Annotated in this window: 23 protein-coding genes, 1 other RNA gene and 1 riboswitch; of the genes, 7 read left to right on the top strand and 17 right to left on the bottom strand. The window is 33.1% G+C overall.

Annotated elements, in window-relative coordinates:
- Nucleotides 1-45: 45 nt before the first annotated feature.
- The 4 genes from AC2DZ0_RS15180 to ssrA form a co-directional block, all read right to left on the bottom strand.
- Nucleotides 46-1,335, bottom strand: a complete 1,290-nt coding sequence (locus AC2DZ0_RS15180; RefSeq protein WP_484642805.1) for a cryptochrome/photolyase family protein — start codon at nucleotides 1,333-1,335, stop codon at nucleotides 46-48.
- Nucleotides 1,336-1,345: 10 nt separating this feature from the next.
- On the bottom strand, nucleotides 1,346-2,254 hold the full coding sequence (locus AC2DZ0_RS15185) for a glycosyltransferase family 2 protein (RefSeq protein ID WP_484642806.1): 909 nt from the start codon (nucleotides 2,252-2,254) through the stop codon (nucleotides 1,346-1,348).
- A gap of 69 nt (nucleotides 2,255-2,323) precedes the next feature.
- Nucleotides 2,324-3,436, bottom strand: coding sequence for a glycosyltransferase (locus tag AC2DZ0_RS15190; RefSeq protein WP_484642807.1), 1,113 nt, complete (start codon nucleotides 3,434-3,436; stop codon nucleotides 2,324-2,326).
- Between the two features lie 106 nt (nucleotides 3,437-3,542).
- Nucleotides 3,543-3,935, bottom strand: a transfer-messenger RNA (tmRNA) gene (gene ssrA, locus AC2DZ0_RS15195).
- Nucleotides 3,936-4,068: 133 nt separating this feature from the next.
- Here ssrA and AC2DZ0_RS15200 point away from each other — a divergent pair.
- Entirely contained in the window at nucleotides 4,069-4,296 is a 228-nt protein-coding gene (locus tag AC2DZ0_RS15200; RefSeq protein ID WP_484490913.1) for a DUF3820 family protein, read from the top strand.
- On the opposite strand, the gene AC2DZ0_RS15205 is transcribed toward AC2DZ0_RS15200, so the two are convergent.
- From AC2DZ0_RS15205 to thiS, 11 genes are all read right to left on the bottom strand, one after another.
- A complete protein-coding gene (locus AC2DZ0_RS15205; protein ID WP_484642808.1) occupies nucleotides 4,293-5,297 on the bottom strand; it encodes a transglutaminase domain-containing protein in 1,005 nt (334 codons plus the stop codon). The two genes, AC2DZ0_RS15200 and AC2DZ0_RS15205, sit on opposite strands and share 4 nt — an antisense overlap.
- Nucleotides 5,297-6,118: a 3-deoxy-8-phosphooctulonate synthase gene (gene kdsA, locus AC2DZ0_RS15210; RefSeq protein WP_484642810.1), complete on the bottom strand. Its 822-nt coding sequence runs from the start codon at nucleotides 6,116-6,118 to the stop codon at nucleotides 5,297-5,299. Before kdsA ends, AC2DZ0_RS15205 begins: the two co-directional genes overlap by 1 nt.
- Before the next feature lie 210 nt (nucleotides 6,119-6,328).
- A complete protein-coding gene (gene thiH, locus AC2DZ0_RS15215) occupies nucleotides 6,329-7,447 on the bottom strand; it encodes a 2-iminoacetate synthase ThiH (protein ID WP_484642812.1) in 1,119 nt (372 codons plus the stop codon).
- A 16-nt stretch (nucleotides 7,448-7,463) separates the two neighbouring features.
- Entirely contained in the window at nucleotides 7,464-8,237 is a 774-nt protein-coding gene (locus tag AC2DZ0_RS15220) for a thiazole synthase (RefSeq protein ID WP_484644843.1), read from the bottom strand.
- Between the two features lie 70 nt (nucleotides 8,238-8,307).
- Nucleotides 8,308-8,715, bottom strand: a complete 408-nt coding sequence (locus AC2DZ0_RS15225; RefSeq protein ID WP_484642813.1) for a DUF1801 domain-containing protein — start codon at nucleotides 8,713-8,715, stop codon at nucleotides 8,308-8,310.
- Between the two features lie 11 nt (nucleotides 8,716-8,726).
- Nucleotides 8,727-9,377, bottom strand: coding sequence for a thiamine phosphate synthase (gene thiE / locus AC2DZ0_RS15230; protein ID WP_484642814.1), 651 nt, complete (start codon nucleotides 9,375-9,377; stop codon nucleotides 8,727-8,729).
- Nucleotides 9,370-10,200 carry a hydroxymethylpyrimidine/phosphomethylpyrimidine kinase gene (locus AC2DZ0_RS15235; RefSeq protein ID WP_484642815.1) on the bottom strand — a complete coding sequence of 277 codons (831 nt, stop codon included), beginning with the start codon at nucleotides 10,198-10,200 and terminating at the stop codon, nucleotides 9,370-9,372. Before AC2DZ0_RS15235 ends, thiE begins: the two co-directional genes overlap by 8 nt.
- Nucleotides 10,187-10,546: a four helix bundle protein gene (locus tag AC2DZ0_RS15240; RefSeq protein WP_484642817.1), complete on the bottom strand. Its 360-nt coding sequence runs from the start codon at nucleotides 10,544-10,546 to the stop codon at nucleotides 10,187-10,189. The genes AC2DZ0_RS15235 and AC2DZ0_RS15240 overlap by 14 nt, the downstream gene beginning before the upstream one ends.
- A gap of 2 nt (nucleotides 10,547-10,548) precedes the next feature.
- Entirely contained in the window at nucleotides 10,549-11,151 is a 603-nt protein-coding gene (locus AC2DZ0_RS15245; RefSeq protein WP_484642818.1) for a thiamine phosphate synthase, read from the bottom strand.
- Between the two features lie 276 nt (nucleotides 11,152-11,427).
- The gene (gene thiC, locus AC2DZ0_RS15250) at nucleotides 11,428-13,290 is read right to left on the bottom strand and encodes a phosphomethylpyrimidine synthase ThiC (protein WP_484642820.1); all 1,863 of its coding nucleotides are present in this window, start codon (nucleotides 13,288-13,290) and stop codon (nucleotides 11,428-11,430) included.
- A 109-nt stretch (nucleotides 13,291-13,399) separates the two neighbouring features.
- Nucleotides 13,400-13,600: a sulfur carrier protein ThiS gene (gene thiS, locus AC2DZ0_RS15255; RefSeq protein WP_484642821.1), complete on the bottom strand. Its 201-nt coding sequence runs from the start codon at nucleotides 13,598-13,600 to the stop codon at nucleotides 13,400-13,402.
- A 95-nt stretch (nucleotides 13,601-13,695) separates the two neighbouring features.
- Nucleotides 13,696-13,791: riboswitch (TPP riboswitch) on the bottom strand.
- A 127-nt stretch (nucleotides 13,792-13,918) separates the two neighbouring features.
- Between thiS and AC2DZ0_RS15260 the strand changes: the two genes are divergently transcribed.
- Nucleotides 13,919-14,869: a M20/M25/M40 family metallo-hydrolase gene (locus AC2DZ0_RS15260; protein WP_484642823.1), complete on the top strand. Its 951-nt coding sequence runs from the start codon at nucleotides 13,919-13,921 to the stop codon at nucleotides 14,867-14,869.
- A gap of 66 nt (nucleotides 14,870-14,935) precedes the next feature.
- Here the strand turns inward: AC2DZ0_RS15260 and AC2DZ0_RS15265 are convergent, their stop codons facing one another.
- Nucleotides 14,936-15,637, bottom strand: a complete 702-nt coding sequence (locus AC2DZ0_RS15265; RefSeq protein ID WP_484642824.1) for a T9SS type A sorting domain-containing protein — start codon at nucleotides 15,635-15,637, stop codon at nucleotides 14,936-14,938.
- Nucleotides 15,638-15,904: 267 nt separating this feature from the next.
- Between AC2DZ0_RS15265 and AC2DZ0_RS15270 the strand changes: the two genes are divergently transcribed.
- The 5 genes from AC2DZ0_RS15270 to AC2DZ0_RS15290 all read left to right on the top strand — a co-directional run bounded on the left by AC2DZ0_RS15270 (nucleotide 15,905) and on the right by AC2DZ0_RS15290 (nucleotide 22,507).
- Complete coding sequence (locus AC2DZ0_RS15270) at nucleotides 15,905-16,255, top strand: TfoX/Sxy family protein (RefSeq protein ID WP_484642826.1); 351 nt, start codon at nucleotides 15,905-15,907, stop codon at nucleotides 16,253-16,255.
- A gap of 4 nt (nucleotides 16,256-16,259) precedes the next feature.
- Nucleotides 16,260-17,453 carry a hypothetical protein gene (locus AC2DZ0_RS15275; RefSeq protein ID WP_484642828.1) on the top strand — a complete coding sequence of 398 codons (1,194 nt, stop codon included), beginning with the start codon at nucleotides 16,260-16,262 and terminating at the stop codon, nucleotides 17,451-17,453.
- Nucleotides 17,450-18,322 (top strand): mechanosensitive ion channel family protein, encoded by an 873-nt coding sequence (locus AC2DZ0_RS15280; protein ID WP_484642830.1) that lies wholly within the window; start codon nucleotides 17,450-17,452, stop codon nucleotides 18,320-18,322. Before AC2DZ0_RS15275 ends, AC2DZ0_RS15280 begins: the two co-directional genes overlap by 4 nt.
- A 259-nt stretch (nucleotides 18,323-18,581) precedes the next feature.
- Entirely contained in the window at nucleotides 18,582-21,035 is a 2,454-nt protein-coding gene (locus AC2DZ0_RS15285; RefSeq protein WP_484642832.1) for a right-handed parallel beta-helix repeat-containing protein, read from the top strand.
- A gap of 119 nt (nucleotides 21,036-21,154) precedes the next feature.
- Nucleotides 21,155-22,507, top strand: a complete 1,353-nt coding sequence (locus AC2DZ0_RS15290) for a UDP-N-acetylmuramate--L-alanine ligase (RefSeq protein WP_484642834.1) — start codon at nucleotides 21,155-21,157, stop codon at nucleotides 22,505-22,507.
- A 41-nt stretch (nucleotides 22,508-22,548) separates the two neighbouring features.
- On the opposite strand, the gene AC2DZ0_RS15295 is transcribed toward AC2DZ0_RS15290, so the two are convergent.
- On the bottom strand, nucleotides 22,549-23,094 hold the full coding sequence (locus AC2DZ0_RS15295) for a hypothetical protein (RefSeq protein ID WP_484642836.1): 546 nt from the start codon (nucleotides 23,092-23,094) through the stop codon (nucleotides 22,549-22,551).
- Between the last annotated feature and the right edge of the window lie 47 nt (nucleotides 23,095-23,141).

Genomic DNA, 23,141 nt, shown 5'->3' on the forward strand with positions numbered 1-23,141 from the left:
TTTTTCTTTGATTATGTTGTTAAAAATACAATATTAAAATTTATATTATTCTGCCTTTGCTAAACCAATTTTGTAGGTTGATAAAGCACGTTCTCTTGCGAATTTATGATCAACCATAGGTAACGGATATTCTAAACTGTCAAATTCAGGTATCCATTTGCGGATATATTTCAGTTCTTTATCAAACTTTTTTATCTGCTCTGTAGGGTTGAAAACCCTAAAATAAGGCGCTGAGTCGCATCCAGTACCAGCAGACCATTGCCAGTTTCCGTTATTGGAAGATAATTCGTAATCTAAAAGTTTTTCTGCAAAATAAGCTTCTCCCCATCTCCAATCAATTAATAAATGTTTGGTTAAAAAACCAGCTACAATCATACGCACTCTATTGTGCATGTAACCTGTTTGGTTCAGTTCTCGCATCCCTGCATCTACAAAAGGGTATCCAGTAGTTCCATTTTTCCAATGTTCAAATTCCTCTTTGTTGTTTCTCCATTCTATTTGGTTGTATTTAGATTTGAAGTTTTGATTGATAACTTTTGGAAAATGATATAAAATTTGCATAAAAAACTCTCGCCAAATGAGTTCATTTAAAAATACCTCGTTGTGTTTAAGTTTTAAAACCAATGCTCGTATACTTACTGTTCCAAACCTTAAATGTGGACTTAAATAGCTTGTTTTATTAACAAATGGAATGTTTCTTTCTATTTCATAATCATGTAAATCATCTATAGTATATGGTAAAACTTGAATAGATGATTTTTTAAAGCCAAGATCTTCAAGTGTTGGAAATTCAAAATTCTCGTTATGGTATTTGTTCCATTGATCTACATCATAATTTTCTACTTTGGTTCCGTGGAAAATGTTTCGCCATTTGTTTTTATATGGAGTATAAACGGTATAGGGAAGTCCGTCATTTTTTACAATTTCTGATTTCTCAAATATTACCTGATCTTTAAAAGAATGTAAGGAGATATTTTTATTTTGTAATAAACCTGTAATTTTCAGGTCTCTTTTAATTGCATACGGTTCGTAATCTTCATTTGTATACACAGCATCAATCTCATATTGCGATAAGAGATTTTCCCAAACTTCATAAGTCTTACCTTTCAAGCATAATAAACTTGAATTATGCTCTTGCAGTTTTATTTGAATTTTTTCTAGAGATTCATAAATAAAACTAATTCGTGCATCATCTTCTGCTAATTCATTGATGATATCTTCATCAAAAATAAATATCGGAATTACGGGATGATTGGATTGTAAAGCTCTATGAAGTCCATGATTATCATGTAGTCTTAGGTCTCTTCGAAACCAGAAAAAAGTTGTTTTTTTCATTTTGTGTTTTCTAAAGGCTATCTTTTGAAAGCTTTTCGCAAATTAAACCAAGTTTGTAGTAGTTAAAAAGAGATAGGTCAAAATAGTATCCTGACTCCAGAAGTTTGGTGATTAATGGTTTTTTTAATTTGAAAAATAGTGTGTAAATTTTTAATAAATTTTGTTTTTCTAACTTTTTGTAAGTACTTAACAAAGTTATATGATCAAATAAACCTCTGTCATATTGTTTTTTTTGTATTATTAAGTAAAGATTATCAATACTTTCATCTACCTTTTTGAGGAATTCAATATTCGTATCAAATTCATTGTTTAAAACAGGGTTATCCATTTGGGAAATTGAAAAACCATTTTTTGTTAAATTATAACCAAACAAAGTGTCTTCATATCCATATTTTGTAAGAGTTTCGTCAAATCTGTTTTTTTCAAAAACCTTCCTGTTGATTAAAAAATTATTGGTTAAGAATATTTTGTTTTTTAGCTTTTTCCTAATTTTGATAGGTTTGTTTTCTTTTTTTGTTCCGTACTCCCATCTTAATAGGTGTTTTCTATTTGGTTTATTGGAATGATAATAGCTCCCGCCAAATACAACATGAATAGAATCTCTTTCTAATAAATCAACGTATTTTTTGAGAAAATTATGGTTTGTTATTTTGGAATCACAATCCAAAAAAAGCAAGTTGTCGTATTTGGTATGTTTTAGAAATAGATTTCTGATTTTTGCTCTTCCAACATTTTCTGGAAGTTCAATATAAGTGCTTTCAACACAAGTTTTCCTATTTGATATTTTAAACTTGTCTAAGGAGCCATCATCGATAACTACAATTTCAATAGCTCTTTGTAATGAGTTTATTTGAGTTTGTAGTGCAATATATAGCTCTGCTATTTGTAAGTTATAAACGGGGATGCATATGGATAGCATAAATGAAAGAAAAGGCTAAAATATTAAGAGTTTATAAATATAATTCTTTTTTCGTTTAGCAACCTAAGGTTATTTGATTCCTTTATAAAATTGTAATAAAGTTTTTTCCTCTTCTTCCCAGTTGTAAATGTTTGAGATTGATTTTAGATTTTCTAACCAAAAATTATATTTTTCTTTATCTTTTAAAGCGTTCTCGACAAGTTCCGCTAATTTTTTTGGGTCATGAGATTCTGTTACTATTCCAATAGTATATTTATTTACTATATCTGAAACGATTTTTCTGTTTGAAACTAAAAGAGGTGTTTCTGCCTGTATGTAGTCAAAGACCTTATTTGGTAAACTATATTCATAATTTAAATTTGTGTTTTTGTCTAATGATAATCCAAGATCTGCTATTTTCGTATACTCCATCAAATCTGAATAGTTTTTTCGACCTAAAATTTTTACCTTTTCGTTTAAATTTAATTCAGAAATTCTTTTCTCCAGTTGAGGGAAGACATCACCACTTCCAATAATATATAATATAACGTTTTCTAGATATTGCATCATCTCAACAGCTTCCTCTGCACCTCGGTCAATATTTATTCCAGAGCCTTGCAGTATTAACATCTTAGAATCGTTTTTAATTTTTTTTTCGAGCTTTTTGTCTAGAGTTTTAATTTTTAATAGGGGTGCGATGTTTCTTATAACTATTACCTTCACGTTATATTTTTTCTCATATATTTTTGCAATCACATGATTAACGGTGATTACATTTTTGAGTTTTGGAAAAATGTATTTTTCAATTGTTAACCATATCTTTCGAATGAAAGGTCTTTCAGTCAATTCTGGAACTTCTGTAAACAATTCATGACTATCATATACTAATTTCTTTCTAAATAGTTTGGATATTATAAAGTTAGGGAGTAAAGTGTCGAGGTCGTTCGCTACAAGAATATCCTTTTTCAGAAAAAAGAGTTTAAAAAATAATCTAAGGTTGTATTCAGCATAAAATAAAAATCCACGATTAAATAACAATCTAATTCTTATAGTGTTATAGTCTCTTTTTAATGATTTTCTATTTTTAAAACGGCGACCAATGAGGGTCACTTTGTTACCAGAATTGGATAATGAAGAGCAAACTTTATGTACCCGTTGATCTGTAGTTAAATCATTGGTAACTGAAACAATTATGTTATTCAAAAGATGAAAATAATTTAAGTTAAAATGAGTTTGGTAAAATACGAAATAATGTTTTAAAAAGACGACAAAAAAAGACTCCTATAGAAATATATAGGAGTCTTATTATTCGTGGAGACGCCGGGAATCGAACCCGGGTCCAAACAAGCAACCGCAAGGCTTTCTACATGCTTAGTTTTTAATTAATTTTCGATCCAATGCCGCTTAAAAACAAGCTACAAGAGACTTATCTTCTTTAGTTTCGAAAAAATATCGAAGCCTATTTTTTCTATGTATACTTTTACGACACCTCAAAATGGAACGCCGTATACCAAGGCTTTCCGGAGATGCACAGCCTGCTCACCTTGTGAGCCGAGGCCCATCCTACTATAATTCAGATTAGGCAGCCATGGCGAAAGATTCTTCACCGTATAAAATTTTGAAACCAGGTTTTACGAGATTTGTTTCCTTTCTCGACATGCTTACTTATTGATTGATCTCGCTGTCAAAACCAGTCGTCCCCATGATCCTAAATATATTTTAGAATCTATTCAATGAACTGTCTACAAAATTAGACAAAATAATAAGATATTCAGTGCTTGTTTTGCTAGAAATTTAAAAAGAAATAATATTTTTGAACCACTTAAAATAGTAGGATGCAAGACCAGCAGGAATATTTGAAAAAATTAGCTCATACGAGAATGCCTTTCGGGAAATTCAAAGGAACTTATCTTATTGATTTACCGGAACATTACATTGTTTGGTACCATTCAAAAGGCTTTCCAAAAGGCCAAATTGGAGATATGCTGCGGTTGGTTTATGAGCTAAAGTTGAATGGCTTGGAGCATTTAATCCATAAAATTAGAAAGGATTCTACTATTTAATTTAAACGAAACTGTAAAATCATTTCCGTCTCTATTAAAATAGAGAGCGTGCCTTTTTTATTTCCTTTTACCGGTATTTTTAATATAGCTGTGTTTCCTTTGAATTCTGGAATTATTGAAGTTAAATAATAGTCCTTTTCAAAAGCATAGCCCATTTCAGCACCAGCAGGTAAATTATCTATTTTTACATAGATAAATTCTTTGTTTGTGCTATTGATAATTCCTGATTTTGGTGATGTTAGTGATAAATGATTATCAAAAAATAATGAAGAATAAATTGGTTGATTTGTGAATTCTTGCTTTGTTAAAGGAGGTTTTACCAGTTGCCATTTTTTTTGTTCGGGATAGTGTGTGGTGAGTAAGTCATTAGGGTTGGTTAAAAAATAATGATCATCAAAATCTTTGATCCAGTGATCGGAGTCTCTGCTATACCCTGCTCCCCAAGTAGTATCAATCAACTTCCATTGATTATTGACATAAACGACATTCCAAGCATGTTTTCCACTTAATGGAAGCTCTCCTATTTTTGAAAATGGATTCCGACTGTAACCACTAATAATTTCGCATGGTATTTTTAGGATGTCGCAAGTTTCTTTAAAAACCATAGAATAGCCCTCGCAAACAGCTGTTTTTTCTCTCAGTGTTTTTTCGATGATTTCTAAATCACGTTCCCTAATTTTTTGATCTAATTCTTCCTTAGAACTGTAACGAAAGCTATAATTTCTTGTACCATATTTCAATTCGCTAAGGTTGTAATCAATATGATGTGTTAACCATATATACAGGGCTCTTACCTGTTCGTAATCTTTTTTAAAATCTAGCGAAATTGTTTTAGCCAATACATTTACATCTGAAATATTGCTGCTGTATTTCAGAGCAATAGCATCAACTTCATCAAGATTTTGAGTATTTGCTGTTGAGCTAATAAATAATCCTAAAAAAAGAAAAGACCGTTTTACATTTCTGAAAAACAGTCTTTGTATATTTTGAAATAAGAACATTAACTAAGGGTGTTGATCGTTTTTCTGATAGCAACTAAATTACTAAGTAATCCTTCTAAATGTTGTAAATCCAACATGTTTGCTCCGTCAGATTTAGCATTTCCAGGATCGAAATGTGTTTCAATAAATAATCCATCCACTCCTGTTGCAATCCCCGCGCGAGCAATCGTTTCTATCATATCTGGTCTTCCTCCAGTTACGCCACTGGTTTGATTTGGTTGTTGTAGAGAATGAGTCACATCTAAAACAGTAGGAGCAAAGGCTTTCATTTCTGGAATACCTCTAAAATCTACAATCATATCTTGATAACCAAACATCGTTCCTCTATCGGTAACCCAAGCTTTTTCATTTCCACTATCTATTACTTTTTGCACCGCATGTTTCATAGCTCCAGGACTCATAAATTGCCCTTTCTTTAGATTTACAACCTTACCTGTTTTAGCTGCTGCCGCAACTAAATCGGTCTGTCTAACTAAAAATGCTGGAATTTGCAATACATCTACATATTCTGCTGCAATTGCCGCATCTTCGTTTGTATGGATATCTGTGACTGTTGGAACATCAAAAGTTTCAGAAACTTTACGTAATATCTTTAAGGCTTTTTCATCTCCAATTCCTGTAAAACTATCAATTCTAGAACGGTTGGCTTTTTTAAAACTCCCTTTAAATACATAAGGAATTTCTAATTTATCAGTAATTGAAACTACTTTTTCAGCAATTCTTAAGGCCATATCTTCACCTTCAATGGCACAAGGACCTGCTAAAAGAAAAAAGTTACCACTATTTGCATGTTTTATTTTAGGAATAAGATTTAAATCCATTTGTTTTATTTTTTTGACAAAGATAGGTTTTCAATTAGCAACTCGCAATTAACAAAATGTAATAGAAAACATTTTCAATCATATGAATTCTCTAAAATGTTTCGTTTTTTCTAAAGACAAAATATTATTTTTTAATTTACCTGCTACCTGCTACCTGCTACCTGCTACCTGCTACCTGCTACCTGCTACCTGCTACCTGCTACTAAAACCCTATTTTGCCAAATCATAACTTCTGTCCCAGTCTTTCCAAACAACTTCATAACCTTGACTTTGAATCATTTCTTTGATCTCATTCGTAGATCGTTCGTCTGAAATTTCAAACTGCTCAAGCGATTGAGGTTCCACAGCATATCCGCCAGGATTTGTTTTAGATTCAGCACTGATAGAAGTAATTCCTAGTTTGATAATGTTATTTCTAAAGACTTCATTTTCTCTAGTTGACATTGAAAGCTCAACATCTTCATCTAACAAACGATATGCACAAATCAACTGTACCAGGTCAGAATCGGTCATTTCTACTTTGGGTTGCACATCTCCTTGATGCGGACGTAGTCTAGGAAAAGAAATAGAATATTTAGTTTTCCAATATGTTTTTTGAAGATATTTTAAATGCAATGCCGTATAAAAACTATCCACACGCCAATCCTCTAAACCGAATAAGGCACCAATTCCAATTTTATGAATTCCAGCCCTTCCTAGTCTGTCTGGTGTGTCTAAACGATAATCAAAGTTCGATTTTTTTCCTTTCGGGTGATGCGTTTTATAAGTGGCTTTATGATAGGTTTCTTGATAAACAAGCACAGAGTATAATCCAGCATCAATCAATTGCTCATATTCATGCTGATCCAAAGGCTGAACCTCGATGGTTATATTAGAAAATTCAGAGCGAATTAGGTCAATGGCATGTTTTAAATAAGAAACCCCCACAGTTTTGTTTGCTTCTCCGGTTACCAACAAAATATGATCGTAACCTAACTTTTTAATGTGGGCTACCTCTTGCAGAATTTCGGCATCTGAGAGTGTTTTTCTTCTGATTTTATTGGTCATGCTAAAACCACAATACGTACAGATGTTTTGACATTCATTAGATAAATACATAGGAATGTACATTTGAATGGTATTTCCAAAACGTTTTTTAGTAAGGGCATGACTTCTTTGTGCCATTTCTTCTAAAAACGGTTTCGCCGCAGGAGAAATCAATACTTTAAAATCGTCTAATTCTATTTTTGGTTTCCTTAAAACAGTTTCAACATCTTTACTAGTAAAGCGGTAAATTTCGTTCTCTAGGCTCTCCCAGTCGTGTAAATCAAAAGTTTCTTTGAATGACATATTGTTGTCTGGTTTTTTAAATATTTAAAAAAGATGTAAGTGGACTGCTTGCTTCAGCGTGTTTTTTGATGCTCGCCAATTTTGCATTGTATGCCATTCTGCCTGCTTGGACAGCCATTTTAAAAGCTTTTGCCATTTCGGTAGGGTTTTCAGAAACTGCAATAGCGGTATTTACAAGTACTGCATCAGCTCCTAATTCCATCGCATACGCTGCATGAGAAGGACTTCCTATTCCGGCATCTACAATAACAGGAACATTGCTTTGCTCAATAATAATCTCTAAAAAATCAACTGTTTTAATTCCTTTATTTGTTCCGATAGGTGCTCCTAATGGCATCACACATTGCGTTCCAACTTCCTCCAATCTTTTACATAAAACAGGGTCAGCATGGATATACGGCATGACAACAAATCCGAGTTTTACAAGTTCTTCAGCTGCTTTTAATGTTTCAATAGGGTCTGGTAGTAAATACTTTGGGTCTGGATGGATTTCTAATTTGATCCAATTTGTTTCTAAGGCTTCTCTAGCCAATTGAGCAGCGAAAACAGCTTCTTTTGCATCTCTTACACCCGATGTGTTTGGTAATAAATTGACATGTGGTTTTTGAATACTTTGCAGCATTTTATCTTGTTCATTGTCCACATCAACACGTTTTAATGCAACCGTTACCAGTTCACTTTCAGAGGCCAATATTGCATCAGCCATCAAATCATTTGAACTGAATTTACCTGTTCCCGTAAATAAACGAGAGTTGAATTCTTTGTCTGCTATTTTTAAAGTATCCATAATTTTATTTTTTCTTGACTCCTAAGTAAGTCGAAGGGGTCTGTTTTTCTTGAATTATTTGAATGATCCGAAACTAGTTATTGTCTAAATCAATAGTTCTTTTGATAATTTTCTTTAGTACTTCTGTATCAATATCAGCTAGTTTGTTAATATAAAGGCATCCTACACCAGTTTTATGCTTTCCTAATTGGTCTAATAAATCTTGGCTTTGTTTGATGTCGCATCCCATTAGATATAGAGATATGTTGGCTTTTCTTGGTGAAAACCCACAAGTAAACCAGTTATCTTCACATCCAGATTTTGTTTTGTACCTAAACTGTCCAAACCCAACAATACTGTCACCCCACATCACTGGTTTTTTACCAGTAAGTGTTTCCATCATAGCTGCTATTTCAAAGCTATCTTTTCTTTTTTGCTCTTTTTCTACCTTGTTTAAAAATTCTTCAACGCTAGCAGAGGTGGGTTGTGTTTTGTTGGCCATGGTTCTATCGTTTATTTGAAGTTATTGATGTCAAAACGTTGTTCTAATTTTTCATCACCTTTTAAAATTTGATAAAAAGTATTGATTTTATTAAAATCCTTTGTGATTTCTCCAGAAACAGCGATTCCATGAACTCCTGTTGTCATAATTTCTGAAACATCTTCAAGAGTAATTCCTCCAATCGCTACGATTGGAGTGTCTGTTTTAAGTTCCTCTAAAATTGTGAGGTATCCATTCGTTCCTAATATAGGACTTAAATTGTCTTTAGTTTTTGTGAAACGAAATGGGCCTAACCCAATATAGTCTACTTTTTTCTCTAATAGGTTTTTACAATCTTCTATGGTGTTTGCTGTTCCTCCAATAATTTGCCAAGAATACAGGTGTTTTCTAGCTTCTTTCGGACAGGTGTCTGATTTACCTAAATGAACACCATCGGCTTTTACTTCTTTCGCAATTTTATAATGATCATTGATAATCAATCTAGTTTGGAAGTGACCCGTGATTTCTCTGGCTTGTTGTGCAGCTTTTAAAATCTTTTTTTCCGAATAGTTTTTCAAACGTAATTGTACCAATTCAGCACCAGCCTGACATGCTTGTTGTATGTTTTCAAGATGTTCATTAACTGAAGTTCCTTGTGATATGTAGTGTAGTTTACTAATCATTTTTTTGTTGAGGTATTTTAACTTCTTCATTTTTGATGCGGTAATGAGTACCTAATAGGGTGTCATTTGAGTTCAAAAATTCTTCCGTGTAATATTTTGCATTTTTTGCGGCATCTTCTAAAGGAATACCTAGAGTTAAATTACTAGCTAATGAAGAAGACAAAACACATCCGCTACCATGTTTTTCTTTTGTTGTTTTTGCATTCGGAGGGATATTCATCATAACAATATTGCTATGGTATAATTCATCCCACCCTTTTTTGTCAGAGCGATGTCCTCCTTTTAAGTAAATATTGGTCAGACTACTTATATATTCAATTGTATCCTCAATATCTAATTTTGGATATAAACTTTGAATTTCATCAAAATTTGGAGTGATAATGTAACATTGTTTCCAGATGGAGTCAAACAGTTCTTGACTTTCTTTTGAATGAAAATCAAAACCAGCGCTCGCTTTGAAAATAGGATCTAGAACAATTTTTATATCAGGATTTAAACTATGTAGTTTATTAGTAATTTGATGCATCGCATCCCAGGATTCTACGATGCCTATTTTTACCACCTCTATTTCAAAACGCTCAAAGAGTATTTCTATTTGAGATAATATTACTGGGACATCTATCCAAATACAATCTGTAAAGTTGACATCATTTTGAACGGTAACAGCGGTACACACAGAAAGTCCATACAAATCAAATGCATCAAATGTTTTGATGTCTGAAGTCAAACCTGCTCCGCCAGAAGGATCATGACCTGCAATGGTTAGTATGTATTTACAATTAGCAGTTGACAATGTGCAATTATCAATTTTATCCTTTTTCATTTTCTTTTGACTTTTTGATAATTGTAAATAATATTTTTAGAATTTGTTCTAATTCATCAAAGAGTTCATTGAACTGTTCAATAGGAAGGTATTCTGTGTCTTTTAATAATCGTAACCAAAATTTTGTTTCTCTCGCTTCTTTATAGGCTATATTTAATTTATAAGTAAAGTCTTTTTTAGAGAATCCGCCTATTGCTTCTTCCGTATTTGCGCCAATCGAAGTTCCAGAACGTAATATGTGTTTAGATAATACATATTCTTTTTTCTCATCCACTAGGTACTGAGAAAGCTTAACGGTTTTAACCGCAAAGGAATAGGTCTTATCTAAAATAATATTGTTTGACATTTCTAATTGTTCTTTGTTAATTGCCTATTGTTCATTGTGATGAAATTTCCAACAGGATCTTCGCTATTCCAAATTCCACCTAAAACACCAACACCTTTAAAACCTAATTTTTCAAAATCAGTTAAATTTTCTATGGTAACACCTCCCATTCCAATAATAGTCTTATCAATATGGTTGACATCAAAACCTCTTCCTTCGTATCCTTGTTTAGAAATAGAAGAAAAAACAGGACTCAATAAATGATAATCAAATTCAAAGTTACAAGCTTCCAAATCTTTAGGCTCATGAAAAGAAGAACTAATTGTTTTGCCAAACATGTTGTTAAGTTTGGTGAAATAATCACTAGGAGTATCTAAACAATCTCTTCGTTTTTGCTCTTGAAAATGAATTCCTTTTAAGTTGAAGTCATTGATGAGTTCATGAAAATAATGAACTACAATTTTGTTGTGGTATTGAGAGTCAATTTGATTCAAATAATCACAATGTTCTTCGTAGCTTTTATTTGGTTTTCTCAAATGATAGTATTCCAGTCCCTCTTGAAATAACTGTGTTAGTATTTCTAGTTCGTTTGGTATATCATTTTCGGGAGCTATTAATACAATCATATTTGATAATTGTCACTTCGAGTGAATTCAAAGATTGAAATGATTTGAATTTTTAACGAGAAGTTCTCGATACAATTTTTCGTTCCTCAAAATCACTCGAACCGACATTAGTTTATAAGTTAGGGATTGAAGTGGCATCCTTTTTGTTTTTTTTCGGGATTTTGAGAGTCTCAGTCACCGGAAAAAAATAAAAAGATATAGCAGAAAGCCCGACCCAAATCAACCGCATTTCTATAAACTCAATGAACGGTTGATTTGGGGAACTTTCATATGATACTAAAGATATACTTCTGATCCTTTGTCTTTAAATTCTTGAGACTTTTCGTCCATTCCTTTTTGTAAAACTTCATTTTCATCAGAAATTTCATTTTCTGCTGCAAAGTCACGTACCTCTTGAGAGATTTTCATAGAACAGAATTTAGGTCCACACATAGAGCAGAAATGAGCCACTTTTGCTCCATCTGCTGGTAATGTTTCATCGTGATACTCTAAAGCACGCTCAGGGTCTAAACCTAAGTTGAATTGATCTTCCCAACGGAATTCAAATCGAGCCATACTTAAGGCATTATCTCTGTGCTGAGAACCTGGGTGACCTTTCGCTAAATCAGCAGCATGTGCAGCTAACTTATAGGTAACAACTCCTACACGTACATCTTCTTTGTTAGGCAATCCTAAATGTTCTTTTGGTGTTACGTAACATAACATAGCACATCCGTACCAACCAATCATAGCAGCACCAATACCAGAAGTAATGTGGTCGTAACCTGGAGCGATATCAGTTGTTAACGGTCCTAATGTGTAAAAAGGAGCTTCGTCACAAACTTCAATTTGTTTCTCCATATTTTCTTTAATCATGTGCATTGGCACGTGACCTGGTCCTTCTATAAAACACTGTACTTCGTGCTTACGAGCAATTTGAGTTAACTCTCCTAAAGTTTCTAACTCAGCAAATTGTGCCTCGTCATTGGCATCGGCAACAGAACCTGGACGTAATCCATCTCCTAATGAGAAGGCAACATCGTACGATTTTAAAATTTCACAAATTTCCTCGAAATGCGTGTATAAGAAACTCTCTTTGTGATGCGCCAAACACCATTTAGCCATAATAGAACCACCACGAGATACAATTCCGGTTACACGTTTTGCAGTCATTGGTACGTAACGTAACAATACTCCGGCGTGAATTGTAAAGTAATCTACTCCTTGTTCTGCTTGCTCAATTAAAGTATCACGGAAAATTTCCCATGTTAAGTCTTCGGCAACACCGTTTACTTTTTCTAAAGCTTGGTAAATTGGCACGGTACCAATTGGCACAGGTGAGTTACGTACAATCCACTCACGAGTTTCGTGAATATTTTGTCCTGTAGATAAATCCATGATGTTATCTGCTCCCCAACGACAAGCCCATACTGCTTTTTCAACCTCTTCTTCAATAGAAGACGTAGTAGCTGAGTTACCAATGTTTGCATTTATTTTTACTAAGAAGTTTCTACCTAAAATCATAGGCTCTGCTTCTGGGTGATTGATGTTAGATGGTATTACGGCACGACCTCTAGCAACTTCTTCACGTACAAATTCAGGTGTGATTTTTGCAGGAATAGAAGCTCCAAAATGCTCTCCTGGGTGTTGCTTTCTAATTTCGGTCATTTCATCGATTCGTTGATTTTCACGAATCGCGATGTATTCCATTTCTGGAGTAATAATTCCTTTTTTAGCGTAGTGCAATTGTGTAACGTTTTGTCCTTTTTTTGCACGTTTTGGTTTGTGCTTTAAATCAAAACGCATATGGTCTAAACTTTTATCGTTTAAACGCTCATTACAGTATTCAGAAGTAAAAGAATCTAACTCTTCTACATCACCACGATCTAAAATCCACTGCTCTCTAATTCTTTCGATTCCTTCATGTACATTTATTTCTTTGCTAGGATCTGTGTAAGGTCCAGAGGTGTCGTATACAGTAACTGGCTCATTTGGAGTCAATTTACCTGTCATAGAATCTTTAGTATCACTCAAAGATATTTCGCGCATTGCTACTTTAATCTGTGGGTGAATTTTTCCTTCTACATAAATCTTTTTTGATTTAGGAAAAGGTTTTCTTGTGATTTTCCCCTCCTGAGGTGCAGTGTCTTTGTTTTTCATTTTCTTTGGTATCTAGAAGCAAGTATCTAGTAGCTAGATGTTGCAGTTTTTAATTTATTAGTGTTTTGATTACCTGATACCTAAATATTGATACCAGATACATTATAATTTATCCTCCTTGAGTCGCTTGAATAATGAGTACATCATCATTTTCGCGCAATAGGTATGAGTTCCATTGTGTTTTTAGAACAACCATTTCATTTATAGCTACAGCAATACCGTTTTGAGTATGTTGTAATTCTTTTAACAACGCTTCAATAGAAGTGTTTTCAGGTATGTTTTTTTGAGTATTGTTTACGCTTATAATCATTGTAAATAATTTAATGCGAAAACTTTAGCAGGCAAATCCTGTTTTTATTGAGGTAGTACACGATGATATTCCATCGCCTAGTAAATAATAAAAGAGTCAAAGACTCTACTTTTTCCTACGTAAGTACTAACTTATTCAGGTTCAAAGGGTAATTCTCAGTTCCTACACGAGGAACACCCCTAAAGTTTATCGGCTACAAATATATTCAATTTTCTTTACAGTTAGCACATCTTTTGTTCACAGGTTTTAAGGATTGTTAATATCCTATCTTTTTAGATATTGAATAATAGTTTACATTTAATGAATAAAATTACACTTATGAAAAAGAAACAAAAGTTGGCAAGTGCTTGTTATTTCATGTTGTTCTGCATCATGGTAAATTTAACTGCACAGAATAGTGGAATTGAACAAGACTTAGTTAAAAAGCATTTATACACATTGGCTTCAGATTCCATGGAAGGCCGTAAGGTTGGAACCCAAGGGATTGAAAAAGCGGCGCTCTATATTGAGGGAGAATTTAAAGCTCTGGGTTTAGAGTCTTTTAAGGGGACGAAAGGGTATCGTCAGACTTTTTCAAAAGAAGGAATGGAGTTGTCAAATATAATAGGGGTTTTAGAAGGAACTTCGAAAGAGAAAGAATGGGTAGTTGTTTCTGCACATTATGATCATTTAGGAATTCTAAAACCCGTAGCAGGTGATTCTATTGCTAACGGAGCAGATGATGATGCATCTGGTGTTGCAGCAGTTTTAACTTTAGCGAATTATTGGAAAAAAAGAGGAGACAATAAGAGAACAATTGTTTTTATCGCCTTTACAGGGGAAGAAAAGGGATTGTGGGGATCGACGTATTTTGGAACCCAAGTAAATCCAAAAAAATGCATTGCTGGAATTAATATTGAAATGATCGGAAAGGATTCTAAATTTGGTCCGAAAACAGCTTTTTTAACAGGATTTGAACGATCGAATTTTGGTAAAATTATTCAGAAGAATTTAAAAGGTACAGATTATACATTGCATCCTGATCCTTATCAGAAATACAATCTTTTTTATAGGTCCGATAATGCTTCTTTGGCAAGACTAGGTGTTCCAGCTCATACCTTTTCTACTTGTCCGATAAATACAGACCGTTACTATCATACGGTAAATGATGAGGTGGAAACTTTAGATAAAGTGACAATCACCAATACTATTGAAGCGATTGCGATAGGTACAGAAAGCATCATTCAGGGAAAGGATACTCCTAGAAGAATAAAATTGACTGCTGAATAGATAGCGATAAAATATAAGTAAGAAAGACCATCCTTTGATGGTCTTTCTTGTTAGAATTAACAGGGGTTAAAATAAAATCACCTGTTTACTTAGGGTAGTTCCTTGTACAGAAATTTTTACGATATAAGTTCCGCTATTAAGGTTTTTGTTACTAACGGTTTGTCCAAAGATATTATATACTTGAATATGACTTCCTTTAGGTGCATTTTTTACAATGATATTTGAGTTTTCCGTTGTTACATAGGTGTTAGCTTCCTCAAAAATAGTTTTATTATTTGCTGTAGCATCTGACTCTATGATGATAGAAGTGAATGTAATTGTTTTTCCTGAGGTAATATTTCCTGTACTTGCTGTAAAACGAAATCTTAACTGAATATCGCCAGCAGCATCTTTAAAATTGGCATCATCGCAAAATTCAATTGCTTGCGTGGATGTTAGTGCTATGTTTGTTGAAACTAAATTATTTGCACTTTGCTTTAAGATTAATCCATCTACACCTGTTGTGTTTGAGGTGTAATTGATAGTTACTTTATTTTGTCCATTTGTACTAAGATTGTTTACTCTTAATTCAAAGAAATTTGCAGTTCCGTCTGTTGTTAAAGTAATTCCTTCTCCGTTCACAGCGGAAAGCGTTCCTTTGGAAGGAGAGTATTTAGAGCTTACAACATTATCATTAATGGTAAGGTCTAAATTTTCTTGAGCGCTAACAGTTGCAGCCCCGAAAATGATTAATAAAATAATTAAAGTTTTGAGTAATTTTTTGTTCATAAGATTTGAGTTTTAATTGATTATGTGACAAAGTTATCTTGAACAGAAAAAGCTATGATATCTGCCAATAAAGTGAATGTAGTTTTCAGTCAAATAAAATTATTTTTAGAATGTTAATTTTTTGTAATGATGGTTTTGATGACCAGTTCAATACGATTTGTATGATTCACTGATGTTTTGTAGATCTGTTAAATCTTTTTTATTGAGATATGGGTTTTTTAGCCTAAAACAGTATCTTGTAATAGAAAAGGAATTCAAAAAATGGTTATGGCTTACAATGAATATTTAGCAGAGCGCATAGAGAAATATTTTAGAGAGAAAAAAGTTCAACACAGGGGCATGAAAATGATGGGTGGTTTTTGTTTTATGGTTAATGAAAAAATGTGTGTTGGTGTTGTTAAGGATGAATTGATGGCTCGTATTGGTACAGATCGTTATGAGGAAGCTCTAGAAAAGGAAGGATGTAAAGAGATGAATTTTACAGGAAGGTCTATGAAGGGCTATGTTTTTTTAACAGAAGATGCTACAGATCTAGAATCGGATTTAGAATATTGGTTGGAATTGGCATTGGCTTTCAACCCCTTGGCTAAAGCAAGTAAGAAGAAAAAGAAAAAGTAATAATATGAAATTTGATAGAAAGGAATTGGTACATCGTGCCAAAGTGTTTTTATATAGTTTGATTGACATTGAATACGAGAAGAAATCAATGGTGATTGAAGAGGTTGACGAAGAGGTGTATCTACCGGATGGTTATTTGGAACGATTTTCAATTTATCCTGTAGAGAATCTTGCTCAGTTGAAAGGAAGAGAGGATGAGCTTAAGAATCTAAAAACGGCATATGAGAATTGGAAAATTAACAATGCTCCCTTATTGGTTGTTTCAGATTTTGGTGAAGGGGCGAGTTCGCTTATGTATAGTAGTATCGGCTTGTATGAAAATGTAAAAATCATTGAGAATAACAGTGCGATACATTCTCAAGAGAAGTTATTAAAGATATTAAAAGGAGTTTTTGATTTAAAAGGGGAGTATAAAAACATCAGTGCACTCAAGGAAGATTTATTTGAGCAAGAGAAGAATTATGTAATTGTTTTTGAGAATATTGAACGAATATTCCTCAGAGAAATTGGTGGTTTTAAGTTGATAGAGGAGTTTTTATTATTTGTTCATAGAACTAAACTAAGAGTGTATTGGATTGTTACTGTGAACAAATACAGTAATTATTTTTTGAGTAATGTAAAATTGTTTAGTTCTAATTTTTCTTCAATTCTTAGATTGAGTCCGATGGCTAATGAAGTTTTGATTGAAGAATTAGTTAATAGAAATGAAGGTTATAAATTGGTGTATTTAAAGCCTACTAGATTGACTAAGAAACTCAATAAAACCTTGAAAAAAGCAGCTCCAGAACAGAGACAAGAATTACTTAAAAACGAATATGATAGATTATTAACCCTTTATGCCAAAGGTAATATTTCTAGAGCAATACATTTTTCTAAATTATCAGCTATTAGAGTTAAGGATGATACTGTTTTTCTAAAACCTTATCAGCAAAAAGCAATACCAACTTTATCTTTAAATGAGATGTTTTTAATAGAGGCACTTTTGCAGCATTCTAGATTAACAATAGTTGAGTTTAATAACATTCTTAGAAATACGAAAAGAGAAACACGTTTGGCAATTGAAAAATTATTAGAACAGCAATTGATTTTAGTATATAGAGAAAACTCAGGGAGAGTGGAGTATGGAATCAATATCATTTATTTAACTCCCTTGAAAACATTAATGCAAGATAGGTTGAACCGAAAATATGTAATATGAAAAAGATATATTTATTAATTGTGGCATTTTTTATTGGGTTTGTATCGTTTTCTCAAGAAATAGTGCCTGTTTCCGATGTAAAGGATAATGTTTCTGAAACGATTACAGCGGCAACGGAAATTATTTCTTTTACAAAGATTTTGACTATTGTTGTGGTTTTAATTTTAGTTTGGGGATTTATCAAAATTTTAAACTGGTTTATTGAAAATTTGGTAAAGAATTTTAATCGTTATCGATTAAAAATTTTAAGAGTGCAGCCTATGATTATTGTGGTAGTATGGATTACTGCAATTTATACTTTGATCTTGACATTATTCAAGCCATCAGCAGAGACGGTGTATGCATTGATGGGATCTTCTGCTTTAGCTTTAGGTTTTGCAATGCAAGATATTTTGAAAAATGTTTTTGGTGGATTGCTGATTATTATTGATCGACCGTTTCAAATAGGTGATAAAATAGATATCAATAATAATTATGGAGAGGTTGTAAAAATAGGAATACGTAATACCATTATTAATACAGCAGATGACAATCTAGTTTCGATACCAAATGGAGCTATTATTAGTACGGATATCTCTAATGCAAATTCAGGATCATTGGACTGTATGGTAGTTGTAGAAATGTGGTTGCCCATAAATATCAATGTTGAAAAAGTTAGAAAATTAGCTTATGAAGCTACTATTACATCAAGATATTTGAATTATGATAAGGCGGTTTCTATTTTGTTTTTTGACCATTTTGACAATAGACCTGCAACAAAATTAGTCATTCAAGCTTATGTTTTGGATAATCGCTATGAAAGAGTCTTTTCTGGAGATGTAACTGAAACAGCTAAAAAGGCTTTTACGTTGCATAAAATGTATGAATAAATAGTTGGAATTAGTCGGAGATTAGGCTCAGACTTAGTGGGGCATATTTTCTTTAAAAGAAAAGAATTTGCTATTCGTTACATCGCATAGATTATTGAAAAATACCTGATATAAACTTGATTTGTTTGTTAAGTTGTTGCATTATAGTGTTTTATTAGTTGGTGTGAATGCTGTTTTATATATGGAATAAAACCATTTGTGATTAGAAGTTTGTTCTTTTATGAGGTTATTTGCATATCAAAAACCAAACTTTATTCAGATGAAATTATCCCTAAAATTATTAGTCTATTTTCTTTTTGTTGTTGTAAGTCCAAATGTGTTTGCCACGACATTCTATGTTTCCACTACTGGAAATGATGCAAATGATGGTTCTATTTCTTCACCGTTTAAAACCTTTGATAAGGCCGTAACTGTAATGTCTGCTGGTGATGAATGTATCATAAGGGCAGGTGTCTATAGACAAACTTTAGCAATATCAAAACATGGAACCAGTCAAAGTCCATACACTTTTAAGGCAATGGATGGGGAAGAAGTAATTATTAAGGCTACTGAGTTTGTTTCAAATTGGGAGATCCATGATGGTACTATTTTTAAATCATCAGTTTCAATGGATTTGGATGTTTACAATCAGGTATATAATAACGAAGCATTGATGCAAATAGCACGTTGGCCTAATGATACAGATGGGGATAGGTTTACTATTGATGCAAAAGCGGTTACTACTCAGGGTACGCTTACTTCAATTATTACTTCTGATGTACCTGAAATAGACCTTGAGGATGCTAAACTTTGGTATTTAGGGGGGCACACAGGTACAAGTTGGACTCGAGTTACTACTGGAGTAACTGCAAATGAAATTACTTTCGGTGAATTGCCAGATAAATGGCCATTTTCAACTCATAATCCTACTGTTTATAGAGATGGTGGTAAATATGGGCGTTATTATTTATATGATAAATTGAGTTTGTTGGATCATGGTAATGAGTGGTTCTATGATGTAAATACTACTACCTTATATTTTAAACCTTCTAATGGAATAATACCTTCAGACGAACAAGTAGAGGTTCCAACAAGAATTGAATGTGCAAATATAACAGGTGATTACGTTGTAATTGATGGAATTCAGTTTTTTGGTGGGAAAATAATAATTGATGGAGCGAATGTTGTTTTTAAAAATAATAAAGTAACACACGGTTTAGAACGTACGGATAGTGTAACAAGTGAAAATGCGCAAATCAGTGAAGGGGCAATAGAAATAAAAGGTGATAATACCACTATTGAAAATAATATAATTGAACATGGGAGTTTAACGGGTATTTATATTATTAGTTATGGGCAGGATAGAGGTAAAGACTCGCGATTAGAAAATAATACAATTCGTTATTTTGATGCCGTGGGAATTCATGCAAGTCCTATAAGATCTACGTCTTCTGGAGTGAAAATATTGAAAAATTTAATTTCACACGGAGGGAGAGATGGTGTTTATGTTTCTGGAATAAACTGTGAGGTTGCCTATAATGATATTTCTCAAAGTCAATTGATAAATGATGATTCGGGTGTTTTTTATACCGTTGGGAATGAAAATGATAAAAATGTAGAAATTCACCATAATTGGATTCATGATGCCGTGAGTAGAAGTTACTCAAACCAAAAAGCTGCAGGGATTTATTTAGATAATGACAGTAAGGGGTTTTTAGTACATCATAATGTGGTATGGAATGTGACGTGGACAGGGTTTCAATTAAACTGGGATAATTGGAATAATAATATTTATCATAATACAGTACTAAATGTAGGTGATGTTATGGGGGTTTGGGTAAACGGTAAGTTACAACAGAATAATAGGGTATGGAATAATTATACTAATACTCCAGACTGGTTAACTGAAACTGGATTTGATCACAAGGATAATATTTTAGATGAAGGAGATTTGCTGATCGAAGATATTGATACTAGAAATTTTATGCCATTAGCGGGATCAAGTTTAGTAGATGGTGCTGCTGTTATTGATGACTTTTCAAAGGAATTTAAAGGAAATTCTCCAGATATCGGGGCTTATGAATATGGTGGAGTACTTTGGACGGCAGGTTTGAATGCGAAAGAGGATATAGAATTGATCATGAGTGTAACCTCTCAGCCGAATGCTATTAATTTTGATGATTTATCAAATCCAACAAAAATTAACTCAAATGTACCATTTAGTTTGAAAATAACAGGACTGGATGCTTCTGAAACTTATAATTTGTACAATCAATTTATCAATGATAATACGGATGTTCAGGTTGCAGGATATAGTCAAACAAGTATTACAGGGGTTACGAGTTTAGAATTGGATTTAAACTGGGGATATTTTCCAAACAATCCGTTAACTACTCAATTAACAGATACTTTTACCTGGAATGCAAATTTGTTTTTACCGGGTACTGGACAAGTAGGAGCTATTTCAGTTGCAAATATTGGGTATAGCGAAAGTCTTTCCGTAAATAATTTTTCTCATGAACAAAATAGAATAAATATATATCCAAACCCTACTAAGGGGGATGTTTCTGTTGTTGGTTTAGAAGGGGAAAGAGTTTCTTATGAAATTTTAAATACGAATGGACAGTTAATTAGAAGCTCTAAGGATTTTAATGGTTTACAAACCGGTGTTTATTTCCTGAAAATTACAACAGATAAATTTAGCGTAGTGAAAAAAGTAGCTGTGAGAAATTAATGTAGGGACTTTCAATTTGTTCGAGAATCACAGATTAAACTTCTCATGTAAAGTATTGTTGTGAATTTATTTTTTAAGGTATGATTTTATTACATTTACAATCGTACTAAAACGATCAAATGAAGATACATTTTATAGCAATAGGAGGTAGTGCAATGCACAATTTAGCCTTGGCGTTACAAGCTAAAGGATATATGATTACAGGTAGTGATGACGCTATTTTTGAGCCATCGAAATCAAGATTGGAGTCGAAAGGTTTATTGCCAGAGCAATTTGGGTGGTTTCCAGAAAAAGTAACAAATAGTTTAGATGCTGTTATTTTAGGAATGCATGCAAAACCAGATAATTTAGAGTTGTTAAAAGCTCAAGAAATTGGGGTTAAAATTTATTCTTATCCAGAGTTTTTGTATGAGCAATCGAAAGACAAAACTAGGGTTGTCATAGGTGGTTCTCATGGTAAGACTACTATAACTTCCATGATCTTACATGTTTTGAATTATCATGATATGGCTGTAGATTACATGGTTGGGGCACAGTTGGAAGGTTTTGATACCATGGTGCACTTAACAGAAGAAAATGAGTTTATTATATTAGAAGGAGATGAGTATTTATCGTCTCCAATAGATAGAAGACCAAAGTTTCATTTGTATAAGCCCAATATCGCCCTACTGAGTGGTATCGCTTGGGATCATATTAATGTTTTTCCAACATTTGATAATTATAAGGAGCAGTTTAGAATATTTACTGACTCTCTTACCAACGGTGGAATTATGGTGTATAACGAGGAGGATCCTGAGGTGAAAAGTGTGGTCGAAGAAAGTACACATACTATAAAGAGGTATCCTTATAGGACACCGGATTATTCAATTGTTGATGGAGTAACCTACTTAGATACTCCTGATGGAGATATGCCTTTGGAGATTTTCGGGGGACATAATTTACAAAATATGGCAGGGGCAAAATGGATTTGTCAACATATTGGAATAGGAGAAGAGGAGTTTTATGAAGCGATTGCCACTTTTAAAGGAGCTAGTAAGCGTTTGGAGAAAATTGCCGAAAAACCAGGAACGGTTATTTTTAAAGATTTTGCACACTCTCCTTCAAAAGTAAAGGCGACAACAAAGGCAGTTAAAAATCAGTATACCTCAAGAAAGGTTTTGGCTTGCTTAGAACTTCATACTTATAGTAGTTTGAATGCGGAGTTTCTAAAAGAATATGTTGGGGCATTAGAAAGTGCAGATACTGCCGTAGTTTTTTATTCTCCATCAGCGGTTAAAATAAAACAATTAGAAACTGTATCAGAAGAACAGATCAAGAGCGCTTTTCAAAGAGATGATCTGATTGTTTATACAGATCCAAAAGAATTTAAAGAATATTTGTTTTCTCAAAATATGGAAGATACGGCTCTTTTGTTAATGAGCTCTGGTAATTATGGGGGACTTGATTTTGAAGAATTGAAAAGTATTATGTAAAAAAAAAGCTTCCCTTGGGAAGCTTTTTTTATATTAAGTTTTTAAAATCGTCTACCAACTCCAATACCCATAGACCAGGTACCGAATTCTTTATGACGATAATCATAGAAGAAAGTAGGAGATAGGTCCCAGTTTTCCGCAAATTCTATTTCGTATTCTAGTCCAGCTCTAACAATATAGAGATTTTGGTTTTTTTCAAATTCAACACCAGCTCCAAACACAACTACTAAGTCCTTGTAAACTTTGGCTAATCCATCCAAAGTAACTACCACAGGGTATTCTCTTTCAACAGTCAGTTCTTCTCCTGCTTTTTCTATTTCGTAGTTAAAAAGTTCTAAGTCATTATGAAGTCCTATTCCAAATTTGCGACTGAACCAATACTCCAAATCTAATCCAATGGAGGGGACGATAATTGTTTGTGTGCCCTCAGAAGTAGCCGTTGGGATATAAGTATGACTTAAAACAGGACTAACTCTAAAATGTTTACAAGATTTTTCTTTTTCTTGCTCATTTTCTTGGGCAAACAGATGAAACGAAAACATAACAAGAGCAATTGTAATGTATTTTGATAAGATATTCTTATTCATGATTGAAAGGTGATGATTAGTTTTTTTTCAGTGTCAAAAGTATAGAT

It is taken from the genome of Flavicella sp. IMCC45668 (assembly GCF_057219105.1).